Source organism: Verrucosispora sp. WMMD1129, assembly GCF_029581255.1.
GTDB lineage: Bacteria > Actinomycetota > Actinomycetes > Mycobacteriales > Micromonosporaceae > Micromonospora > Micromonospora sediminimaris.
Map to the genome: position 1 here is coordinate 4243802 of NZ_CP120741.1, position 15912 is coordinate 4259713.

A 15912-nucleotide genomic window follows, 5' to 3' on the forward strand; every position below is an offset into this window, starting at 1 on the left:
GCCCCGACAACTCCCTTCCGGCGGCCCGACGCCCCGGTTGGAAAGGACAAGGTGCACTGATGAGAAGGCTGACCCGTACGGTCGCCGCGGCCACGATGGCCACCGCGCTCGCCCTGGTCTCCGCGTGCAGCAGCGGCTCGGATGACGCTGACGGCAACGACGTCGGCTCGTCCCTGGAGCAGGTGACCTACCTCACCTCGTTCGGCAACTTCGGGCGCGACGCCTACGCCTGGGTGGCCAAGGAGAAGGGCTACTTCAAGGACGCCGGCTTCGACGTCGAAATCAAGCCGGGGCAGGGCACCGGCGCCGTGATTCAGACGGTCGTCGGCGGCCAGGCGCACTTCGGCCCGATCGACCTGACCGGTGGGCTGCTCCAGCTCGGCAACGGTGACGCGAAGGACTTCGTCGCGGTGGCCGCCATCCAGCAGCGCACCATGGCGGCCATCGCCACCGTCGACGACACGGGCATCACCACCCCGAAGGACCTGGAGGGCAAGACTCTCGCCGACACCCCCGGCTCGGTGGTCCGCAACCTCTTCCCGACGTACGCCCGCATGGCCGGCATCGACTACACCAAGGTGAAGTGGGTCAACGGCGAGGCGCAGACCCTGATGGGCACGCTGGCCTCCGGTTCCGTCGACGGCATCGGGCAGTTCGTGGTCGGCCAGCCGACCATCGAGGCGGTCACCAAGAAGAAGGCCGTCCTGCTGCCGTACAGCAACGTGATGCAGGACCTCTACGGCAACGTGCTGATCACCTCCAAGCAGTACGCCAGCGAGAAGCCGGAGCAGGTCAAGCGGTTCACCGAGGCGCTGCTCAAGGGTCTGGAGTACGCCCTGGCGAACCCGCAGGAAGCCGCCGAGATCCTGGCCAAGAACGCCGAGGCGGTCGTGCCCGCCGCCGCTGCCGCCGAGCTGCAGTTGATGGCCGGCTACGTCCGCTCCAGCAACTCCGGCACCGCGCTGGGCACGCTGGACAGCGGCCGGGTCGCCAAGAGCATCGCGATCCTGCGTGGTGCCGGCGCCCTGAAGTCGGACCTCACCCCCGACCAGATCATCGACTTCAACCTGGCGCCGAAGGCCTGAGCCAGTCGGTACCGCACAGAGCACGCCGCACCGCATCGCCGGTGCGGCGTGCTCTGCTCCCCGCTCACCAGAACGCGCCGAACCGCAGGAGGATCCGATGACCGACGTCCGTCCACGGCAGCCGGAGGCCACGCTCGCCCCCGAGCAGTCCCCGGCCGTACCGCGGGGCCGACGGTGGCGAGCGGGCGGCCTGCGCTCGGGTACGACGGCCACCCTGCTACCGGCCGCCGGGCTGCTGGTCGCGCTCGGTCTCTGGTGGCTGGTGGCCCGGCTGGAGCTGATCCATCCGGCCGCCCTGCCGCCCCCCGGTGACGTGCTCACGGCATTCTCCGACCGACCGGCCCGGCTGCTGGAGCACACCGTCGCCACCACCGGTGAGATCCTGCTCGGCTTCGCACTCTCCGCGGTGGCCGGGGTGCTGATCGGCCTGGCGCTGGCGGCCTCCCGGACGGTCGAGCGGATGTTCACCCCGCTGCTGGTCGCGGTCAACGCCGTTCCGAAGATCACCCTGGGCCCGCTGCTGGTGGTGGCGCTCGGTTGGGGTCAGAAGCCGATCCTCACCATGGTCTTCCTGCTCTGCTTCTTCCCGATCGTGCTCTCCACCGCCACCGGGCTGACCACCACGCCCGCCGAACTGGCCGAACTGGTGCGGTCCTGGAACGCCTCCCGTTGGCAGACGTTCCGTAAGGTCCGCTTTCCGGCCGCGCTCCCGCAGATCTTCGTGGGGCTGAAGGTCGCCATGCCGCTGGCCGCGATCGGTGCGGTGATCGGTGAGTTCCAGGCCGGTGAGGGTGGCCTGGGCTACGTGATCCAGCAGTACGCCGGCATCGGCGACACCGCCACCGCGTGGGCCGCGATCATCCTCGTCGCCCTGGTCAGCATCCTGCTCTACGCCGCGCTGGTCCTCGTCGAGCGGCGCAGCCTGCCCTGGCTGCGGGAAACCACCTCCACCCGCTGAGGCGCCGTCGGGTGCCCTGCGGCGGTTCAGCTGGCCAGACGCCAGCGGCCGTTGCGGGCGATCAGGGTCGTCAGCGCCTGCGGCATCAGCCCGGAGTGGTTGTCCGGCGTCATCCGGATCGGACCGGACAGGCCGTCCATCTGGGACGTCTCCAGCACATCGCGGAGGCGGTCCCGGTCGACCTCGCCGACGGGTCCGCCGGCCCGCAGCTCCGCGTCGGCGATCAGCTGGATCGCGTCCGCGGCGAACGAGGCGGAGCCGTGGTAGCCGCCGTACCGGGCGGTGTAGTCCTGGAACCACTGACGGCGCGCGGCCTTCGCGGGGGTGGTCGCGATGACGTCGTCGATCACCATCGTCTGGGTGAAGACCAGGGTGGCCCGTTCCGCCGACCTGGCGGCCGAGCCGAGGAAGAGGTCGCCCGCGGCGGAGGCGTCGAGGAACAGGGAGCCGGTGTAGTCGGCCCGCTTGACCGCGCTGGAGGCGAGCATCGCCTGCTCCGGAGGGGTCCAGATGATCACGGCGTCGGGGTCTGCCGCGACCAACCTGCCGGCCTGCCCGTCCAACTCCGTGTCGGTGCCGCGGGCGGAGGCCTCGGTCAGCACCTGGATGCCGACCTTGCCGAACTCGCGGCGCAGGGCCGTTGCGCCCTCCTGGCCGTAGGCGTCGTCGCTGCGCAGGAGGCCGACCGTGTCGATGTTGCGGCGGCGCAGCTCGACGGTGAGCGCCGCAGCGTTGTCGGCGGCGTTGGGGGCCAGCTTGAACATGTAGCGGCGTTCCGCGACCGGGTTGACCACGGCGCCGGCCGCCGCGAGCGCGATGGTCGGGATCCGGTTCTCATTGACCGTACGCACCGCACCGACCGCGCATTCGTTGCAGCCACCCATGACGATGGCGGTGACCCGCTTGTCGTTGCTGAAGTCGACGATGTTCCGCAGTGACTCACTGGCGTCGGAACGGTTGTCCTTCAACAATAGTTCGACCTTACGGCCGTTGAGTGCCCCCGAGGCGTTCAACTGATCCCGCTTCAGTTCCAGGGCCTGCCGGTACGCCTTGCCGACCCCGGCCGCAGCACCGGAGAGCTCCAGGTCGGCGGCGATCACAATCGGGCTTGTGTCCTGCTCCTCCCCGCCGAACTGACAGCCGCCGAGGGTGGTGGCGAGCAGGGTCGACACGAGCGCCGTGGCGGTCGCGGAGCGGAAGGGGGTCAACTCGGTCCTCCTGATGCGGCACGGGCGGGGGCCCGGTCACCGGCGGCGCATCCGTCCTCTGTGGATAATGAGACGGCTCTGCCGTACCGTGTGCGCGAAGCCTGCAAAACCTTGCCAATGCCGGGCGCTGTGGTCAAGCGGGCCAGCGAAGACGTTTCGGGACGCCGATCCCACATACTGGCGTAACCAAATGTTTTCAAATGCTCACTGTGGCGAGTCGTATGGCCACTCTGGAGTTACATGCCCTGTTCAGGGGCGCTGTGGAAATGTAGGTATTAGTTGACCGCATCACGGGTTGCGTGCCGTCCGACCGTTTCCTGCCCTCCTGCGGCTTCCCAAACACGATCTCGTCTGATGAAATCGCGGCCGTGCCGCGCGTGGCGCCGGCCGTCGCTCCGCGTACGGGTCGGCGGTCCTGGCGGGAAGAAATCGACGGAGGCGATGTCGTGAGCACCGGACCGACGACCCTGCCCGCCCGTGGTGACGCCGCGCAGAAGGACGGCGGTTGGCTGCCCCGGCTGCGCGACGCGCGGATCCGGTCCAAGCTGGCGCTGATTCTGGTCGTTCCCGTGGCGGCGGTCATCGCGCTGGCCACGGTCCGCCTGGTCTCCGTCGGTGAGGGCGCCTACGACGCGAGTCAGTCCCGCGCACTCACGGCGTTGTCCATCGATGTCTCCGCGCTGACAAACGACCTGCACGCCGAACGGATGGCGGCGGCGGCCTACCTCGCCGCACCGCAACAGCGGGCCGACGCGTACAACCTGCGGGTTCGCGAGACCCAGCAGCGGATCGACGAGTACCGCGCGGAGCGGGACCGGGTCGGCGATGCGCCGGCGGCGGTCCGTGACCGGCTCGCGGCCATCGACGCGCACCTGGACACCCTCGACGGGACCCGGCAGGAGGTGCTCGCCCGGGAGCAGATGGAGGTCGCCGAGGCGGTGCTGCGCTACGGCGTGGTCCTCAACGACCTGGTCGCCTACGGCGACGGGCTGGCCCAGTTGCCCGGCGACGAGGAACTCGGTGACAGCCGCCGAGCGGTCGCCGCCTTCGCCCGGGCGAAGGCGGCCGTCGCCGAGGAGGAGGCGGTCACCTTCACGGCACTGAGTGGCGGCCGGCTGGACAACGAGCAGTTCTCCGCCTTCGTGGCCACCCTCACCGGGCAGCAGGAGGCGCTTGTCGCCTTCTCGCTCGCGGCCGACCCGGTGCAGCGTGCCTTGGTCGAGAGCACCGTTTCCGGTGACGCGGTGGTGCTGGCCGACCGGATCGCCACCGACATCAGCCGGTCGGTCAACCAGCGTGCGCCGTTCACCGCACAGGAAGCCACGGCGGCGATCGGCGCGGTGAACGAGCTGATGCGGTGGGCCGAGATCGAGCTGCAGAGCCGCCTGCTCGCCCAGGCCGAACAGGCCCGCTCCGACGTCATCCGGCAGGCCGTCGTCGAGACCACGTTGGTGCTGCTCACGCTGATCATCGCGGTGACCCTGGCCGTGGTGCTGGCCCGCTCGCTGAACCACTCCCTGCGCCGGCTGCGGGAGGGCGCGCTCTCCGTGGCGAACCACGACCTGCCGGAGGCGGTGCGTCGGCTACAGGGGATGGGCAACGTCAGCGACGGCAGCGTCGACGAGATCGTCCGCGAGGTACGCGACCCGATCCAGCTCAGCAACCGCGACGAGGTGGGGCAGGTCGCCTCGGCCTTCAACGTCGTCCACCGGGAGGCGGTCCGGGTCGCGGCCGAACAGGCGGCCCTGCGGACCAGCGTCTCGGCGATGTTCCTGAACCTGGCCCGACGCAGTCAGACCCTGGTCGACCGCATGATCGGCGAGCTGGACGCGATCGAGCGCGGCGAGGAGGATCCGAAGCGGCTCGCGCAGCTCTTCGAGCTCGACCACCTCGCCACCCGAATGCGCCGCAACGACGAGAACCTGCTCGTGCTGGCCGGTGCGGATTCGGCCGTACCGCGCCGCGACGACGCCCTGCTGGTGGACGTGCTGCGGGCCGCGCAGTCCGAGGTGGAGCTCTACAACCGGATCGAGTTCGGCACGGTCGACACCGACGTGTCCGTGGCGGCCCACGCGGTCAACGACGTGGTGCGGCTGGTGGCCGAGCTGCTCGACAACGCCACCCGTTTCTCGCCGCCCAACACCACGGTGGTGGCCGACGGGCGGCGGATCCGGGACTACGTGCTCATCCAGATCGAGGACCGGGGCCTCGGCCTCTCCGACGAGCAGCTGGACTCACTCAACCGGCGGCTGGCCGCACCATCCGCCGTCGACGTGGCGGCGTTCCGCCTGATGGGTCTGGCGGTGGTCAGCCGGCTGGCGGCCCGCTACGGCATCCGGGTCGAGCTGCGGCGTAACGTCGAGGGCGGCACTGTCGCGCAGGTCACCCTGCCGGCCGCCACCGTGGTGCTGCCCAGCCTGCGCGGTCGCGACCAGGCGATCACCCGACCCCGGCAGCCGCTCGCGGTCGAGCAGACGTCGCTGGCGTCGGTCGGTCTTGGCGAGGGGGCCGGGGTCACCGGCCGCGGCAACACCGCCACCCTGGTCGACCGGTGGCACAACGGGACTTCCTCCGCCCCGCACTGGCCGGCGACGGAGGCGGCTCCCGCCGACCCGCCACCGGCCCGCACGCCGCCGCCGGCCTTCAACGGATTCAACGCGGGCACGCCGACGGTCGCGCAACCCACCCTCGATCCGCTGCCGAACCGGGGTGCCGGTGACCCGGGTCAGTCCGCGGGGCCCGGCCTGCCGGTGGGGCCGGTCGCGGGTGCGGGGGTCGCCGCGCCCACCAATTTCGCCCCGGCCGCCGGTCAGCAGCCCGGTGGCGGAGATTTCGACGGCTCCGGATTCCGTGGACTGGGCGCCAGCCTGGCCGCCACCGCACCGCCCCCGACGCGTCCGATCACCGTGCCACCCGAGCAGTCTTCCGAGGCGCCGATCTTCCGGGAGATGGAGGCGGTCTGGTTCCGGTCGCACGGCAACGACGTCACCACGATCTTCAGCCGGCCACAGTTCGACGAGCCACCCCCGCAGGCGGCCGCCAGTCCACCGGCGGCTCCGGTCGAGCCGACCAGGGGACGGAGTCCGTTGCCAACGCGTACGCCGGGCGCGGCCGCCGCCGCGACACCCGCCGCGCCACCGTCGTACACTTCCTCGTCCGCCAGCACGGCTGGTCCGGCGCCGAGCGCGCCGCCGACCCCGCCCGCGCCGCCACCGCCGTCCGCGCCACCGCCGTCCACCGGGCCCGAAACCGGTCCCTCGGAGGACGACGCCTGGCGCACGGCGGCCGACGAGGGCTGGTCACGGGCCAGCCGGGCGGCCGAGCCCACCCCCGCCGGTACGACCCGGTCGGGGTTGCCCAAGCGGGTGCCCCAGGCACAGCTCGTGCCCGGTGGCATCGAGCCTCGCGGCGGGCGTGAGCACGGCCGCCGAACCCCCGACGAAGTACGCGGTCTGCTGTCGGCGTATCACCGTGGCGTCCAACGTGGTCGGACGGCCGGCGCCAGTCAGATCAGCACCTCGACCAAGGAGACGAGCCGATGAACAGGCCAGCGGCCATACAGGACATGGGTTGGCTGCTCAGCAACTTCGCCGACAGCGTGGCAGGCATCGCCCACGTGGTGGCGGTGTCCGCGGACGGGCTGTTGCTCGCCTCCTCCCGGGATCTGCCGGCGGACCGGGCGGATCAGCTCGCCGCGATCACCTCCGGCGTGGTGAGCCTGACCGAGGGCGCCGCACGCATGTTCAGCGCAGGCGGCGTGTTGCAGACAGTGATCGAGATGGACAGCGGCTACCTGTTCCTGATGTCCATCAGCGACGGATCGTCGATGGCGGTGCTCGCGGCGCGTAGCTGCGACGTCGGCCAGGTGGGCTACGAGATGGCGTTGCTTGTGGAACGGGTCGGTGCGGCGCTGGTACCGCTGCCCCGGGACGCGGTGCGGTCGTAACGGGTGCGCCGGACCGGCGGGCGGAAGGCAGAGGAGGTGATCGCGGATGGAACGGCAGCGTGACCCACGGGGTGCGCTGGTTCGGCCGTACGCGGTCACCCGGGGCCGGACCGAGCCGTTGCAGGACATCGCGCTGGAAGCGGTGTTGGTGGCCAGTCCCACCCAGATCGCCGAATCACGTTTCGCCGGGCACGACAAGCATCGCATCGCCATGGTCTGCGAGGGCCGGCCCGAGTCGCTTGCGGAAATCGCCGCGTACACCCGGCTACCGCTGGGTGTCGCCCGGGTGCTGGTCGCCGACATGGTGGCCGAGGGCCTGCTGACGCTACAGACGGCCGCTCCCGCCACAGGTTACGAGGAGCGGATGGAAATGCTGGGAAGGGTGCTGAGTGGACTTCGCGAGCTATGACCCCGCCGGGGCCCGCCAGAGCCGGGGAATCATCTCCGCGAAGATCGTCGTCGCGGGTGGCTTCGGTGTCGGCAAGACCACGCTGGTCGGTGCGATCTCCGAGATCACACCGCTGACCACCGAGGCGGTGATGACCTCGGCCGGCGTCGGCATCGACGACCCGTCCAAGGTGCCGGGCAAGGAGACCACCACGGTCGCCATGGACTTCGGCCGAATCACCATGGCACAGGATCTGATCCTGTACCTCTTCGGTACGCCTGGGCAGACCCGGTTCTGGTTCATGTGGGACGAGATCATCCGAGGCGCGGTGGGCGCTGCGGTGCTGGTGGACACCCGCCGGATCACCGACGCGTTCGCCCCGCTGGACTACTTCGAGAACCGAAACCTGCCGTACGTGGTCGCGCTCAACCGGTTCGACGGCGCGCCGCAGTACGAACTGGACGAGGTCCGCGAGGCCCTGGCCATCTCGCCGGACGTGCCGTTGGTGATGACCGACGCCCGTCAGCGCGATTCGGTCAAACGGGTCCTGGTGACAGTTGTCGAACACGCCATGGCGCGACTTCAGGCCGAGCACGACCGGGGTTTCCCGACCCCGGTCGGTTAGGCCCTGTGTCGAAGTCCCGCCGGCCCGGTGACCGCCGGGCCGGCGGGGCTCAGTCGACGCGGAGGCGGTAGCCCCGTTTGACCACCGTCTGCACGACGCGTGGCGCCTTCAGGCCGGCCCGCAGCCGGGCCACCGCCATCTCCACCGCGTGCTCGTCGGCGCCCCGCGGCAGCGTCCGCAGCAGAGCGGTACGCGACAGCACCCGGCCCGGCGTCTGCGCCAGCGCCCGCAGCACCGCCATCGGCGCCGGGGCCAGCGGACGCAGCTCGCCGTCGACCACCGCGGCGTGGCCGCGCAGGGTGAGCAGGTGGCCGGCGACCTTGATGGTCACCGTGCGGCGGGGCAGTTCGTCGACGATGGTGCGGACCAGCGCGCCGAGCCGGGCCCGGGTCGGCGCGCTCACCGGCACCCCGCGCCGGAGCAGCGGCTCGGCGGTGACCTGCCCGACGCAGCTGGCCAGCACGTCAGTGCGCAGCGCGTCCAGCACCGCGTCCGTGCGATCGCCGGAGGCCCGCAGCAGCGCCTCCACCGCCGGCGCCGAGGTGAAGGTGACCGCGTCGACCAGCCGCCCCGCCACCAGGTCGACCAGCCGGTGCAGCGGCGCAGGGTCGGTCGGTGGGGCCCAGCGGTAGACCGGGATCTCGATGACCGTGGCGCCGGCCTCCTCCAGCGCGCGGGTGCACTCGGGTTGCCGCTCGCCGTGCAGCTGCATGGCGATCACCTGACCCGACACGCCTCGCCGGCGCAGGTGATCGACCACCTCGTCGCAACTCTCCGAGGCGGGCGACCACTGGTCGAACAGGCCGGCAGCGCGGATCGCCCCACGGGCCTTGGGGCCCCGGGCCACCACGTACGCGTCGCCGAGGACCCCGCGCAGCGGCTCGGCGAGCCCCCAGCCCTCGGCTGCCTCCAGCCAACCGCGCATCCCGATGCCGGTGTTGGCCATCAGGATGTCGGGCGGCCGTTCCAGGCAGGCACGAGTGGCCTCGCGCAGCTCGGTGTCGTCCGCGAGCGGCACGATCCGCAGAGCGGGAGCGAGCACCACCCGCGCACCCCGCCGTTGGAGCAGCGCGGCGAGCTCGTCCCGCCGCCGGTCGGCGGTCACCCCGATGGTGAAGCCGGCCAGTTCCTCGCGCATCAGCCCTCCTGTCGCAGCCGCACCTCGACCATGCCGTTGTGGCAACGGATCTGGTGCCGAGCGACCGAAACGCCCGGCAGGTCGAGACAGTCCCCCGTGCGCAGGTCGTACACCTGCTTGTGCAGCGGCGACGCGACCGTCGGCACCTCGCCCCGGCTGCCCACGATGCCGCGGGAGAGGACGTACGCCCCGGAGACCGGGTCGAGGTTGTCGATCGCGTACAGCCCGTCCGCGGTCCGGAAGATCGCCACCTGCACCCCGGCGACCAGGGCGGCGACGCCCCGGTCCCGGTCCAGGCGATCCAACGGGCAGACGGTGACCCAGCTCAGTGTCGTCGCGGCGGTCATTGACGCACCTCCGGCAGGCCGAGCGCGACCGGTTGGCGGCCCTGCGCGCCGGACGGATGACCGCCGACGGGTATCGGCTGTCCGCGTTCGGTGACGAAGGTGATCGACGGGTCGGGGACCTCCGGCGCGTTGACGAACGAGGTGAACCGGCGTAGCCGGTCCGCGTCGGACAGGACGTCGCGCCACTCGTCCGAGTACGACACCACGTGCCGGGCCATCGCGGCGTCGAGTTCTTCGCAGAGGCCGAGCGAATCGTCCACGATCACCGCCCGGAGGTGGTCCAGGCCCCCGTCCATCGCCTCGATCCAGGCGGCGGTGCGTTGCAGCCGGTCGGCGGTACGGATGTAGTACATCAGGAACCTGTCGATCAGCGTGACCAGCGCCTCTGTGGACAGGTCGGTGGCGAACAGATCGGCGTGCCGGGGCCGGAAGCCGCCGTTGCCGCCGACGTAGAGGTTCCAGCCGGTCTCCGTGGCGATCACACCGAAGTCCTTGCTGCGGGCCTCGGCGCATTCCCGGGCGCAGCCGGAGACCGCCGATTTGATCTTGTGTGGGGCGCGGAGTCCCCGGTAACGCAGCTCCAGGGCGACGGCCAGGCCGACCGAGTCCTGCACGCCGTAGCGGCACCAGGTTGAGCCGACGCAGGACTTCACCGTGCGCAGCGCCTTGCCGTACGCGTGCCCGGACTCGAACCCGGCGTCCACCAGCCGACGCCAGATCTGCGGTAGCTGGTCGACCCGGGCGCCGAACAGGTCGATCCGCTGCCCACCGGTGATCTTCGTGTAGAGGTTGAAGTCGCGGGCCACCTCGCCGATGACGATCAGCTTCTCCGGGGTGATCTCCCCGCCCGGGATTCTGGGCACCACCGAGTAGCTGCCGTCGCGTTGCAGGTTCGCCAGGAAGTGGTCGTTCGTGTCCTGCAACGAAGCCTGCTCGCCGTCGAGGATGTGGCCGTTGCCGAGCGAGGCGAGGATCGAGGCGACGACCGGTTTGCAGATGTCGCAGCCCTGTCCCCGACCGTGCTCGGCGATCAGCCGGGAGAACGTCCGGATGCCGCGTACCCGGATGATGTCGAACAGCTCCTGCCGGCTGACGTCGAAGTGCTCGCAGAGCGCCTTCGACTGGACGACGCCGGCCGCGTCGAGCAGTTGTTTGAGCATTGGTACGCAGGAGCCGCAGCTCGTCCCGGCCCGGGTGCACGCCTTCAGGGAGGCCACGTCGGCGCAGCCGTCCGCGATCGCCGTGTCGATGTCCGCCCGGGTGACCGCGTTGCAGGAGCAGACCTGGGCGGTCGCGGGCAGGGCGCCGGCCGTGGCGCCCACCGCTTCGTCGCCAGCCAGCAGGGCCAGCGGTGCGGCCGGCAGCGGCCCGCCGACGCTGGCGCGCAGCGTGGGGTAGGCGCTGGCGTCGCCGACCAGCACCCCGCCGAGCAGCGTGGCGGCGTCGTCGGAGAGGACCAGTTTGGCGTACACCCGGGCGGCGGGGTCGGTCCAGGTGACGTCCAGGCACCCGGGCGTCGCGCCGTGCGCGTCGCCGAAGGAGGCGACGTCGACACCGAGCAGCTTGAGCTTGGTGGCGGTGTCCGCGCCCGGGAAGGTCGCCTCGCCGCCGACCAGCCGGTCGGCCACCACCTCGGCCATCGCGTAGCCGGGGGCGACCAGGCCGTAGCAGGTGCCGTCGACCGCCGCGCACTCGCCGACCGCGTAGATCCGCTCGTCCGTGCTCCGGCAGGCGGCGTCGACCAGGACACCGCCGCGGGGACCGATGTCGAGTCCGGCGGCCCGGGCCAGCTCGTCGCGGGGTCGGATGCCGGCGGCCACCACCACCAGGTCGGCGTCGAGCACCGCGCCGTCGGCGAGTTCCAGGGCGGCCACCGCTCCGTCCGCGTCGGGCCGCAGCGCGGTGGTCGCCACGCCCAGGTGACAGGCGACGTCCAGGTCCTCGACGTAGCGGCGGAGCATCGCGCCACCGGCGGTGTCCACCTGCACCGGCATCAGCCGCGGAGCGAACTCCACCACGCTTGTGGTCAGCCCGAGCAGGCGCAGCGCGTTCGCCGCCTCCAGGCCGAGCAGTCCGCCGCCGATCACCGCGCCGGTGCGGCGGTCCTTCGCGTACCGGCGGATGGCGGCGAGGTCGTCCAGGGTCCGGTAGACGAAGACGCCGGCCAGGTCCGACCCCGGCACCGGCGGCACGAACGGGTACGACCCGGTGGCGAACACCAGCACGTCGTACGGGTGCTCGCCGGTGGTCGTGGTCACCACCCGCCGGTCCCGGTCCACGCCGGTGGCCGGCTCGCCGAGGCGTAACTGCACCCCGTCGTGCGCGGTGTGCAGGTTCAGGTCCTCCTCGTCGGCGCCGTCGAAGTACGCCGAGAGCCGCACCCGGTCGTACGCCGGCCGGCTCTCCTCGGCGAGCACCGTGACCCGCCACCGCCCCTGTGGGTCGCGGGCCCGCAGCGCGTCCACGAACCGCTGGCCGACCATGCCGTTGCCGATGACGACCACGTTGCCGCCGGTCATCGCCCCACCTCCACGGGATCCGTTCTGGACAACCAGTCGACGATGCCGGCGACCGCGTCGCGGCAGCTGCCGCAGCCGGTGCCGGCCCGGGTCCCCGCGACCACGGCGTCGACCGTGCGGGCTCCGTCCCGCCAGCAGCGCACGAGGGCGCCCTTGCTCACCGTGTTGCACTGGCAGACAGTGGCCGCGTCCGGCATCAGCGCCGGTGACGCGGCCGGTGCCGCGACCGCCCCGCCCACTGCCCGGCCGAGCAGCAGCGCCCGCCGGTCGGTGGGCACCGGGTGACCGCGGTCGAACAGTTGGATCACGGTGCCCACCGAGGGGTTGTCGCCGAGCAGGATCGCGGCGGCCAACCGATCGTCGTGAATCCGCAGCCGGGCGTACGTCCCCCGGGCCGGGTCGGCGAAGGTCAGCTCCTCGCCGGGGCCCTCCGTGGGGTCGCCCATCGCGGCGAGATCGATGCCGGCCGCCTTGAGCCGGGTGACCACCGGTCGCGCCCGGTACCGGGCCTGCGGGTCCTGCCCGGTCACCACCTGGGCCACCACCCGGGCCTGTGCCCAGGCCGGCGCCACCAGCCCGGTGAGCGTGCCGTCGTGCTGGGCACAGTCGCCGATCGCGGAGATGCGCTGGTCGCTGGTGCGCAGCCGGTCGTCGACCAGCACCCCCCGTTCCACCTTCAGGCCGGCTGCCGCGGCGAGGTCGGTGTCGGGGCGTACTCCGCAGGCAAGCACCAGCAGGTCGGCGTCGAGCGACCGGCCGTCGGACAGCTCCAGCCGCACCCCGGTGGCGTCGGCGCGCAGCGCGGTCGGCTCCACCGCCAGGTGGGTGGTCACACCGAGATCGGCGAGCGTACCGGCGAGCATCGCCCCGGCGGCCGGGTCGAGCTGACGGTCCATCAGGTACGGCACCCGGTGCACCACGCCCACGTCGAGTCCGCGTAGCGCCAGCCCCCGGGCCGCCTCCAGGCCGAGCAGCCCGCCGCCGAGCACCAGGGCGCGCCGGGCGGCACCGGAGAGGGCGACAATGCGTCGACAGTCGTCCAGGGTGCGGAACGGGATCACCCGCTCCGGCAGGCGTGCCGGGTCGAGCCCGGGCAGGGCGGGCACCACCGCCCGGCTGCCGGTGGCGAGGACCAGGTGGTCGTAGGGGATCCGGTCGCCGTCGTCGGTGCGTACCAGCCCGCTGGCACGGTCGATCGCGCTGACCGTGACCCCGGTACGCAGGTCGACGCCGCGCCCGGCGACCTCCGCGAGCTCCACCTCCGACTCGCCGATCTTGCCGGTGAGCAGGGTGGACAGCATGATCCGGTTGTACGCGGGATGCGGTTCCGCACCCAGCACGGTGACCTTCAGGTCCTCGCCCCGGGCGTGCAGTTCAGCCGCCACCCGGGCGCCGGCCATGCCGTTGCCGACCACCACGATCCGCTCGCTGCGCCCGGTCATGCCTTCTCCACCCGTACCGCGCAGATCTTGAATTCCGGCATCCCGGAGATCGGGTCAACGGCGTCGTTGGTGACGGAGTTCGCCCGTGCCCGCCCACCCCAGTGGAACGGCGCGAAGACGGTGTCCGGCCGGATGCCCGGGCTCAGCCGGGCGGGTGCCTGGAACTCGCCGCGTCTGGAGAGCACCCGTACCGGCTCGCCGTCGGCGACGCCCAGCCGCTCGGCGAGATCCGGATGCAGCTCCACGAAAGCCTCGGGGGCGGCCCGCCGCAACGCGGCCACCCGGCGTGTCTGGGTGCCGGACTGGTACTGGGCGAGCACCCGGCCGGTGGTGAAGTGCAGCGGGTAGTCGGCGCAGACCTCCTCGGCCGCCGGCCGGTGCTCCACCGGGTGGAACCGGGCCAGCCCGTCGGGAGTGGCGAAGCGGTCGGCGAAGAGTCGGGGCGAGTCGGGCCCCTCGTCGTCGGGGCACGGCCAGAAGACGCCGTCCGCGGCGTCGATCCGGTCCCAGCTGATCCCGGCGTAGTCGGCGATGCCGCCGGCCGAGGCCCGGCGCAGCTCGGTGAAGACGACCTGCGGGTCCGATGCCTCCGCTTCGCTCGGGCGTGTGCCCGGGGTCGAGCCGGGGCCGTCTCCCGGCAGCGCGCGGAGTGAAGGTGTTCCTCGTAGCCGGGCGGAGAGGGCGGCCAGGATGTCCAGGTCGGTGCGGACACCCGACGGGGGCGGACGGAGCGCCCGTCGACGCAGCACCCGCCCTTCCAGGTTTGTCATCGTGCCGTCCTCCTCGGCCCACTGGGCGGTGGGCAGCACCACGTCGGCCAGCGCCGCCGTTTCGGAGAGCAGGAAGTCGGCGACGACCAGCAGGTCCAGGTCGCGCAGGCGGCCCTCGACCCGGGCGGCGCGAGGTGCGGAGACCACCGGGTTCGAGCCGAACACCAGCAGCGCCCGTGGCCCTCCGTCGGTGCCGAGCGAGTCGAGCAGTTGGTACGCCGGCACGCCCGGCCCGGGCAGCTCGTCGGCCGGCACCCCCCAGACCCGCGCGACGTGGGCCCGGGCCTCCAGGTCGTCGATCTTGCGATACCCGGGGAGCTGGTCGGCCTTCTGCCCGTGCTCCCGGCCACCCTGCCCGTTGCCCTGCCCGGTCAGACAGCCGTAGCCGGAGCCGGGGCGACCGGGCAGTCCGAGCGCGAGGGCGAGGTTGACGAAGCCGGTCACGGTGTCGACGCCCTTGGCGTGCTGTTCGGCGCCGCGGGCGGTCAGGATGATCGCCCGTTCGGCGGTGCCGAGCGCCCGCGCGGTCTCCTCCAGGTCGGCCACGGGCACGCCGGAGAGCGCTTCGGCGCGCGCGGGCCACCAGCCCGCCACGGTGCGTCGCACGGCGGTGAATCCGGTGGTACGGGTGGCGACGTAGTCACCGTCGACGTAGCCCTCGGTCAGGGCGATGTGCAGCAGCGCGCTGGCCACCGCCAGGTCGGTGCCGGGCAGCGGTTGCAGGTGCAGATCGGCCTGCCGGGTGGTGGCGGTCACCCGTGGGTCGATCACGATCAGCTTGCCGCCCCGCTCCCGTTGCTCGGTCAACCAGCGCACCAGCGGCGGCATGGTCTCCGCCGGGTTCGCGCCGACCAGCAGCAGAGTGTCCGCCCGACCCAGGTCGGACAGCGGGAACGGCAGCCCCCGGTCCACGCCGAAGGCGCGCATGCCGGCGGCCGCGGCGGAGGACATGCAGAACCGTCCGTTGTAGTCGATGTGCCGGGTGCGCAGCGCCACCCGCGCGAACCGGCCCAGCGCGTACGCCTTTTCGTTCGTGAGCCCGCCCCCGCCGAAGACAGCGACCGCGTCGCGGCCGTGCTTCTCCTGCACCTCGCGAAGCCCGGTGGTGATCCGGTCCAGCGCGGCCTCCCAGGTGGCCGGACGCAGCTCGCCGGTGGCCGGGTCGCGGAGCAGGGGAGTGGTCAACCGTTCCGGGTGGCTGAGCAGCTCCGGCGCGGTCCAGCCCTTCTGGCAGAGGCCGCCCCGGTTGGTGGGGAACTGGCGAGGTAGCACGCTTACCGCGTCGTCCTCCTCGCGCAGGACCATCCCGCACTGGAGGGCGCAGTACGGGCAGTGGGTCGCCACCTCCCGGGGCTCGCGCCCCGGTCGCGTCGCCGGCCGTGCACCGTCTGTCATGTCGGCAAAGCGTGCCGTTGGGCAGTTTCCGGTCCGCGTCCCGTTTGTTTCGGTCCTGTCAAGAGCCGCTCACACCGCACCTCGGCAGAGG

The 15912-nt window shown here is 72.1% G+C and carries 12 protein-coding genes; 6 read left to right on the top strand and 6 right to left on the bottom strand.

Annotated features, from left to right (window positions below):
* The first annotated feature begins 59 nt into the window (after nt 1-59).
* Both O7624_RS19835 and O7624_RS19840 read left to right on the top strand, forming a co-directional pair.
* Nucleotides 60-1085 (top strand): ABC transporter substrate-binding protein, encoded by a 1026-nt coding sequence (locus O7624_RS19835; RefSeq protein WP_093403654.1) that lies wholly within the window; start codon nt 60-62, stop codon nt 1083-1085.
* Between the two features lie 97 nt (nt 1086-1182).
* Nucleotides 1183-2043: an ABC transporter permease gene (locus tag O7624_RS19840; RefSeq protein WP_093403655.1), complete on the top strand. Its 861-nt coding sequence runs from the start codon at nt 1183-1185 to the stop codon at nt 2041-2043.
* Nucleotides 2044-2069: 26 nt separating this feature from the next.
* Here O7624_RS19840 and O7624_RS19845 read toward each other — a convergent pair whose 3' ends face one another.
* Complete coding sequence (locus tag O7624_RS19845) at nt 2070-3251, bottom strand: ABC transporter substrate-binding protein (protein WP_093403657.1); 1182 nt, start codon at nt 3249-3251, stop codon at nt 2070-2072.
* Nucleotides 3252-3697: 446 nt separating this feature from the next.
* Here O7624_RS19845 and O7624_RS19850 point away from each other — a divergent pair, with 446 nt between their 5' ends.
* From O7624_RS19850 to O7624_RS19865, 4 genes are read left to right on the top strand one after another with little or no spacing between them, the layout of a single operon-like run.
* A complete protein-coding gene (locus tag O7624_RS19850; protein WP_282236850.1) occupies nt 3698-6793 on the top strand; it encodes a sensor histidine kinase in 3096 nt (1031 codons plus the stop codon).
* Entirely contained in the window at nt 6790-7197 is a 408-nt protein-coding gene (locus O7624_RS19855) for a roadblock/LC7 domain-containing protein (protein WP_093403659.1), read from the top strand. Before O7624_RS19850 ends, O7624_RS19855 begins: the two co-directional genes overlap by 4 nt.
* A 46-nt stretch (nt 7198-7243) precedes the next feature.
* Nucleotides 7244-7606 (top strand): DUF742 domain-containing protein, encoded by a 363-nt coding sequence (locus tag O7624_RS19860; RefSeq protein ID WP_093403660.1) that lies wholly within the window; start codon nt 7244-7246, stop codon nt 7604-7606.
* Entirely contained in the window at nt 7587-8210 is a 624-nt protein-coding gene (locus O7624_RS19865) for an ATP/GTP-binding protein (RefSeq protein ID WP_093403661.1), read from the top strand. The genes O7624_RS19860 and O7624_RS19865 overlap by 20 nt, the downstream gene beginning before the upstream one ends.
* A 49-nt stretch (nt 8211-8259) precedes the next feature.
* Here the strand turns inward: O7624_RS19865 and O7624_RS19870 are convergent, their stop codons facing one another.
* The 5 genes from O7624_RS19870 to O7624_RS19890 are packed head-to-tail and all read right to left on the bottom strand — an operon-like array spanning nt 8260 to nt 15821.
* Nucleotides 8260-9348, bottom strand: a complete 1089-nt coding sequence (locus O7624_RS19870) for a uroporphyrinogen-III synthase (protein ID WP_282236851.1) — start codon at nt 9346-9348, stop codon at nt 8260-8262.
* Nucleotides 9348-9695 carry a nitrite reductase small subunit NirD gene (gene nirD, locus O7624_RS19875; protein ID WP_093411477.1) on the bottom strand — a complete coding sequence of 116 codons (348 nt, stop codon included), beginning with the start codon at nt 9693-9695 and terminating at the stop codon, nt 9348-9350. Before nirD ends, O7624_RS19870 begins: the two co-directional genes overlap by 1 nt.
* Nucleotides 9692-12214, bottom strand: coding sequence for a nitrite reductase large subunit NirB (nirB, locus tag O7624_RS19880; RefSeq protein ID WP_282236852.1), 2523 nt, complete (start codon nt 12212-12214; stop codon nt 9692-9694). Before nirB ends, nirD begins: the two co-directional genes overlap by 4 nt.
* The gene (locus O7624_RS19885) at nt 12211-13656 is read right to left on the bottom strand and encodes an FAD-dependent oxidoreductase (protein WP_282236853.1); all 1446 of its coding nucleotides are present in this window, start codon (nt 13654-13656) and stop codon (nt 12211-12213) included. The genes nirB and O7624_RS19885 overlap by 4 nt, the downstream gene beginning before the upstream one ends.
* Complete coding sequence (locus O7624_RS19890) at nt 13653-15821, bottom strand: molybdopterin oxidoreductase family protein (RefSeq protein WP_282236854.1); 2169 nt, start codon at nt 15819-15821, stop codon at nt 13653-13655. Before O7624_RS19890 ends, O7624_RS19885 begins: the two co-directional genes overlap by 4 nt.
* Nucleotides 15822-15912 lie beyond the last annotated feature (91 nt).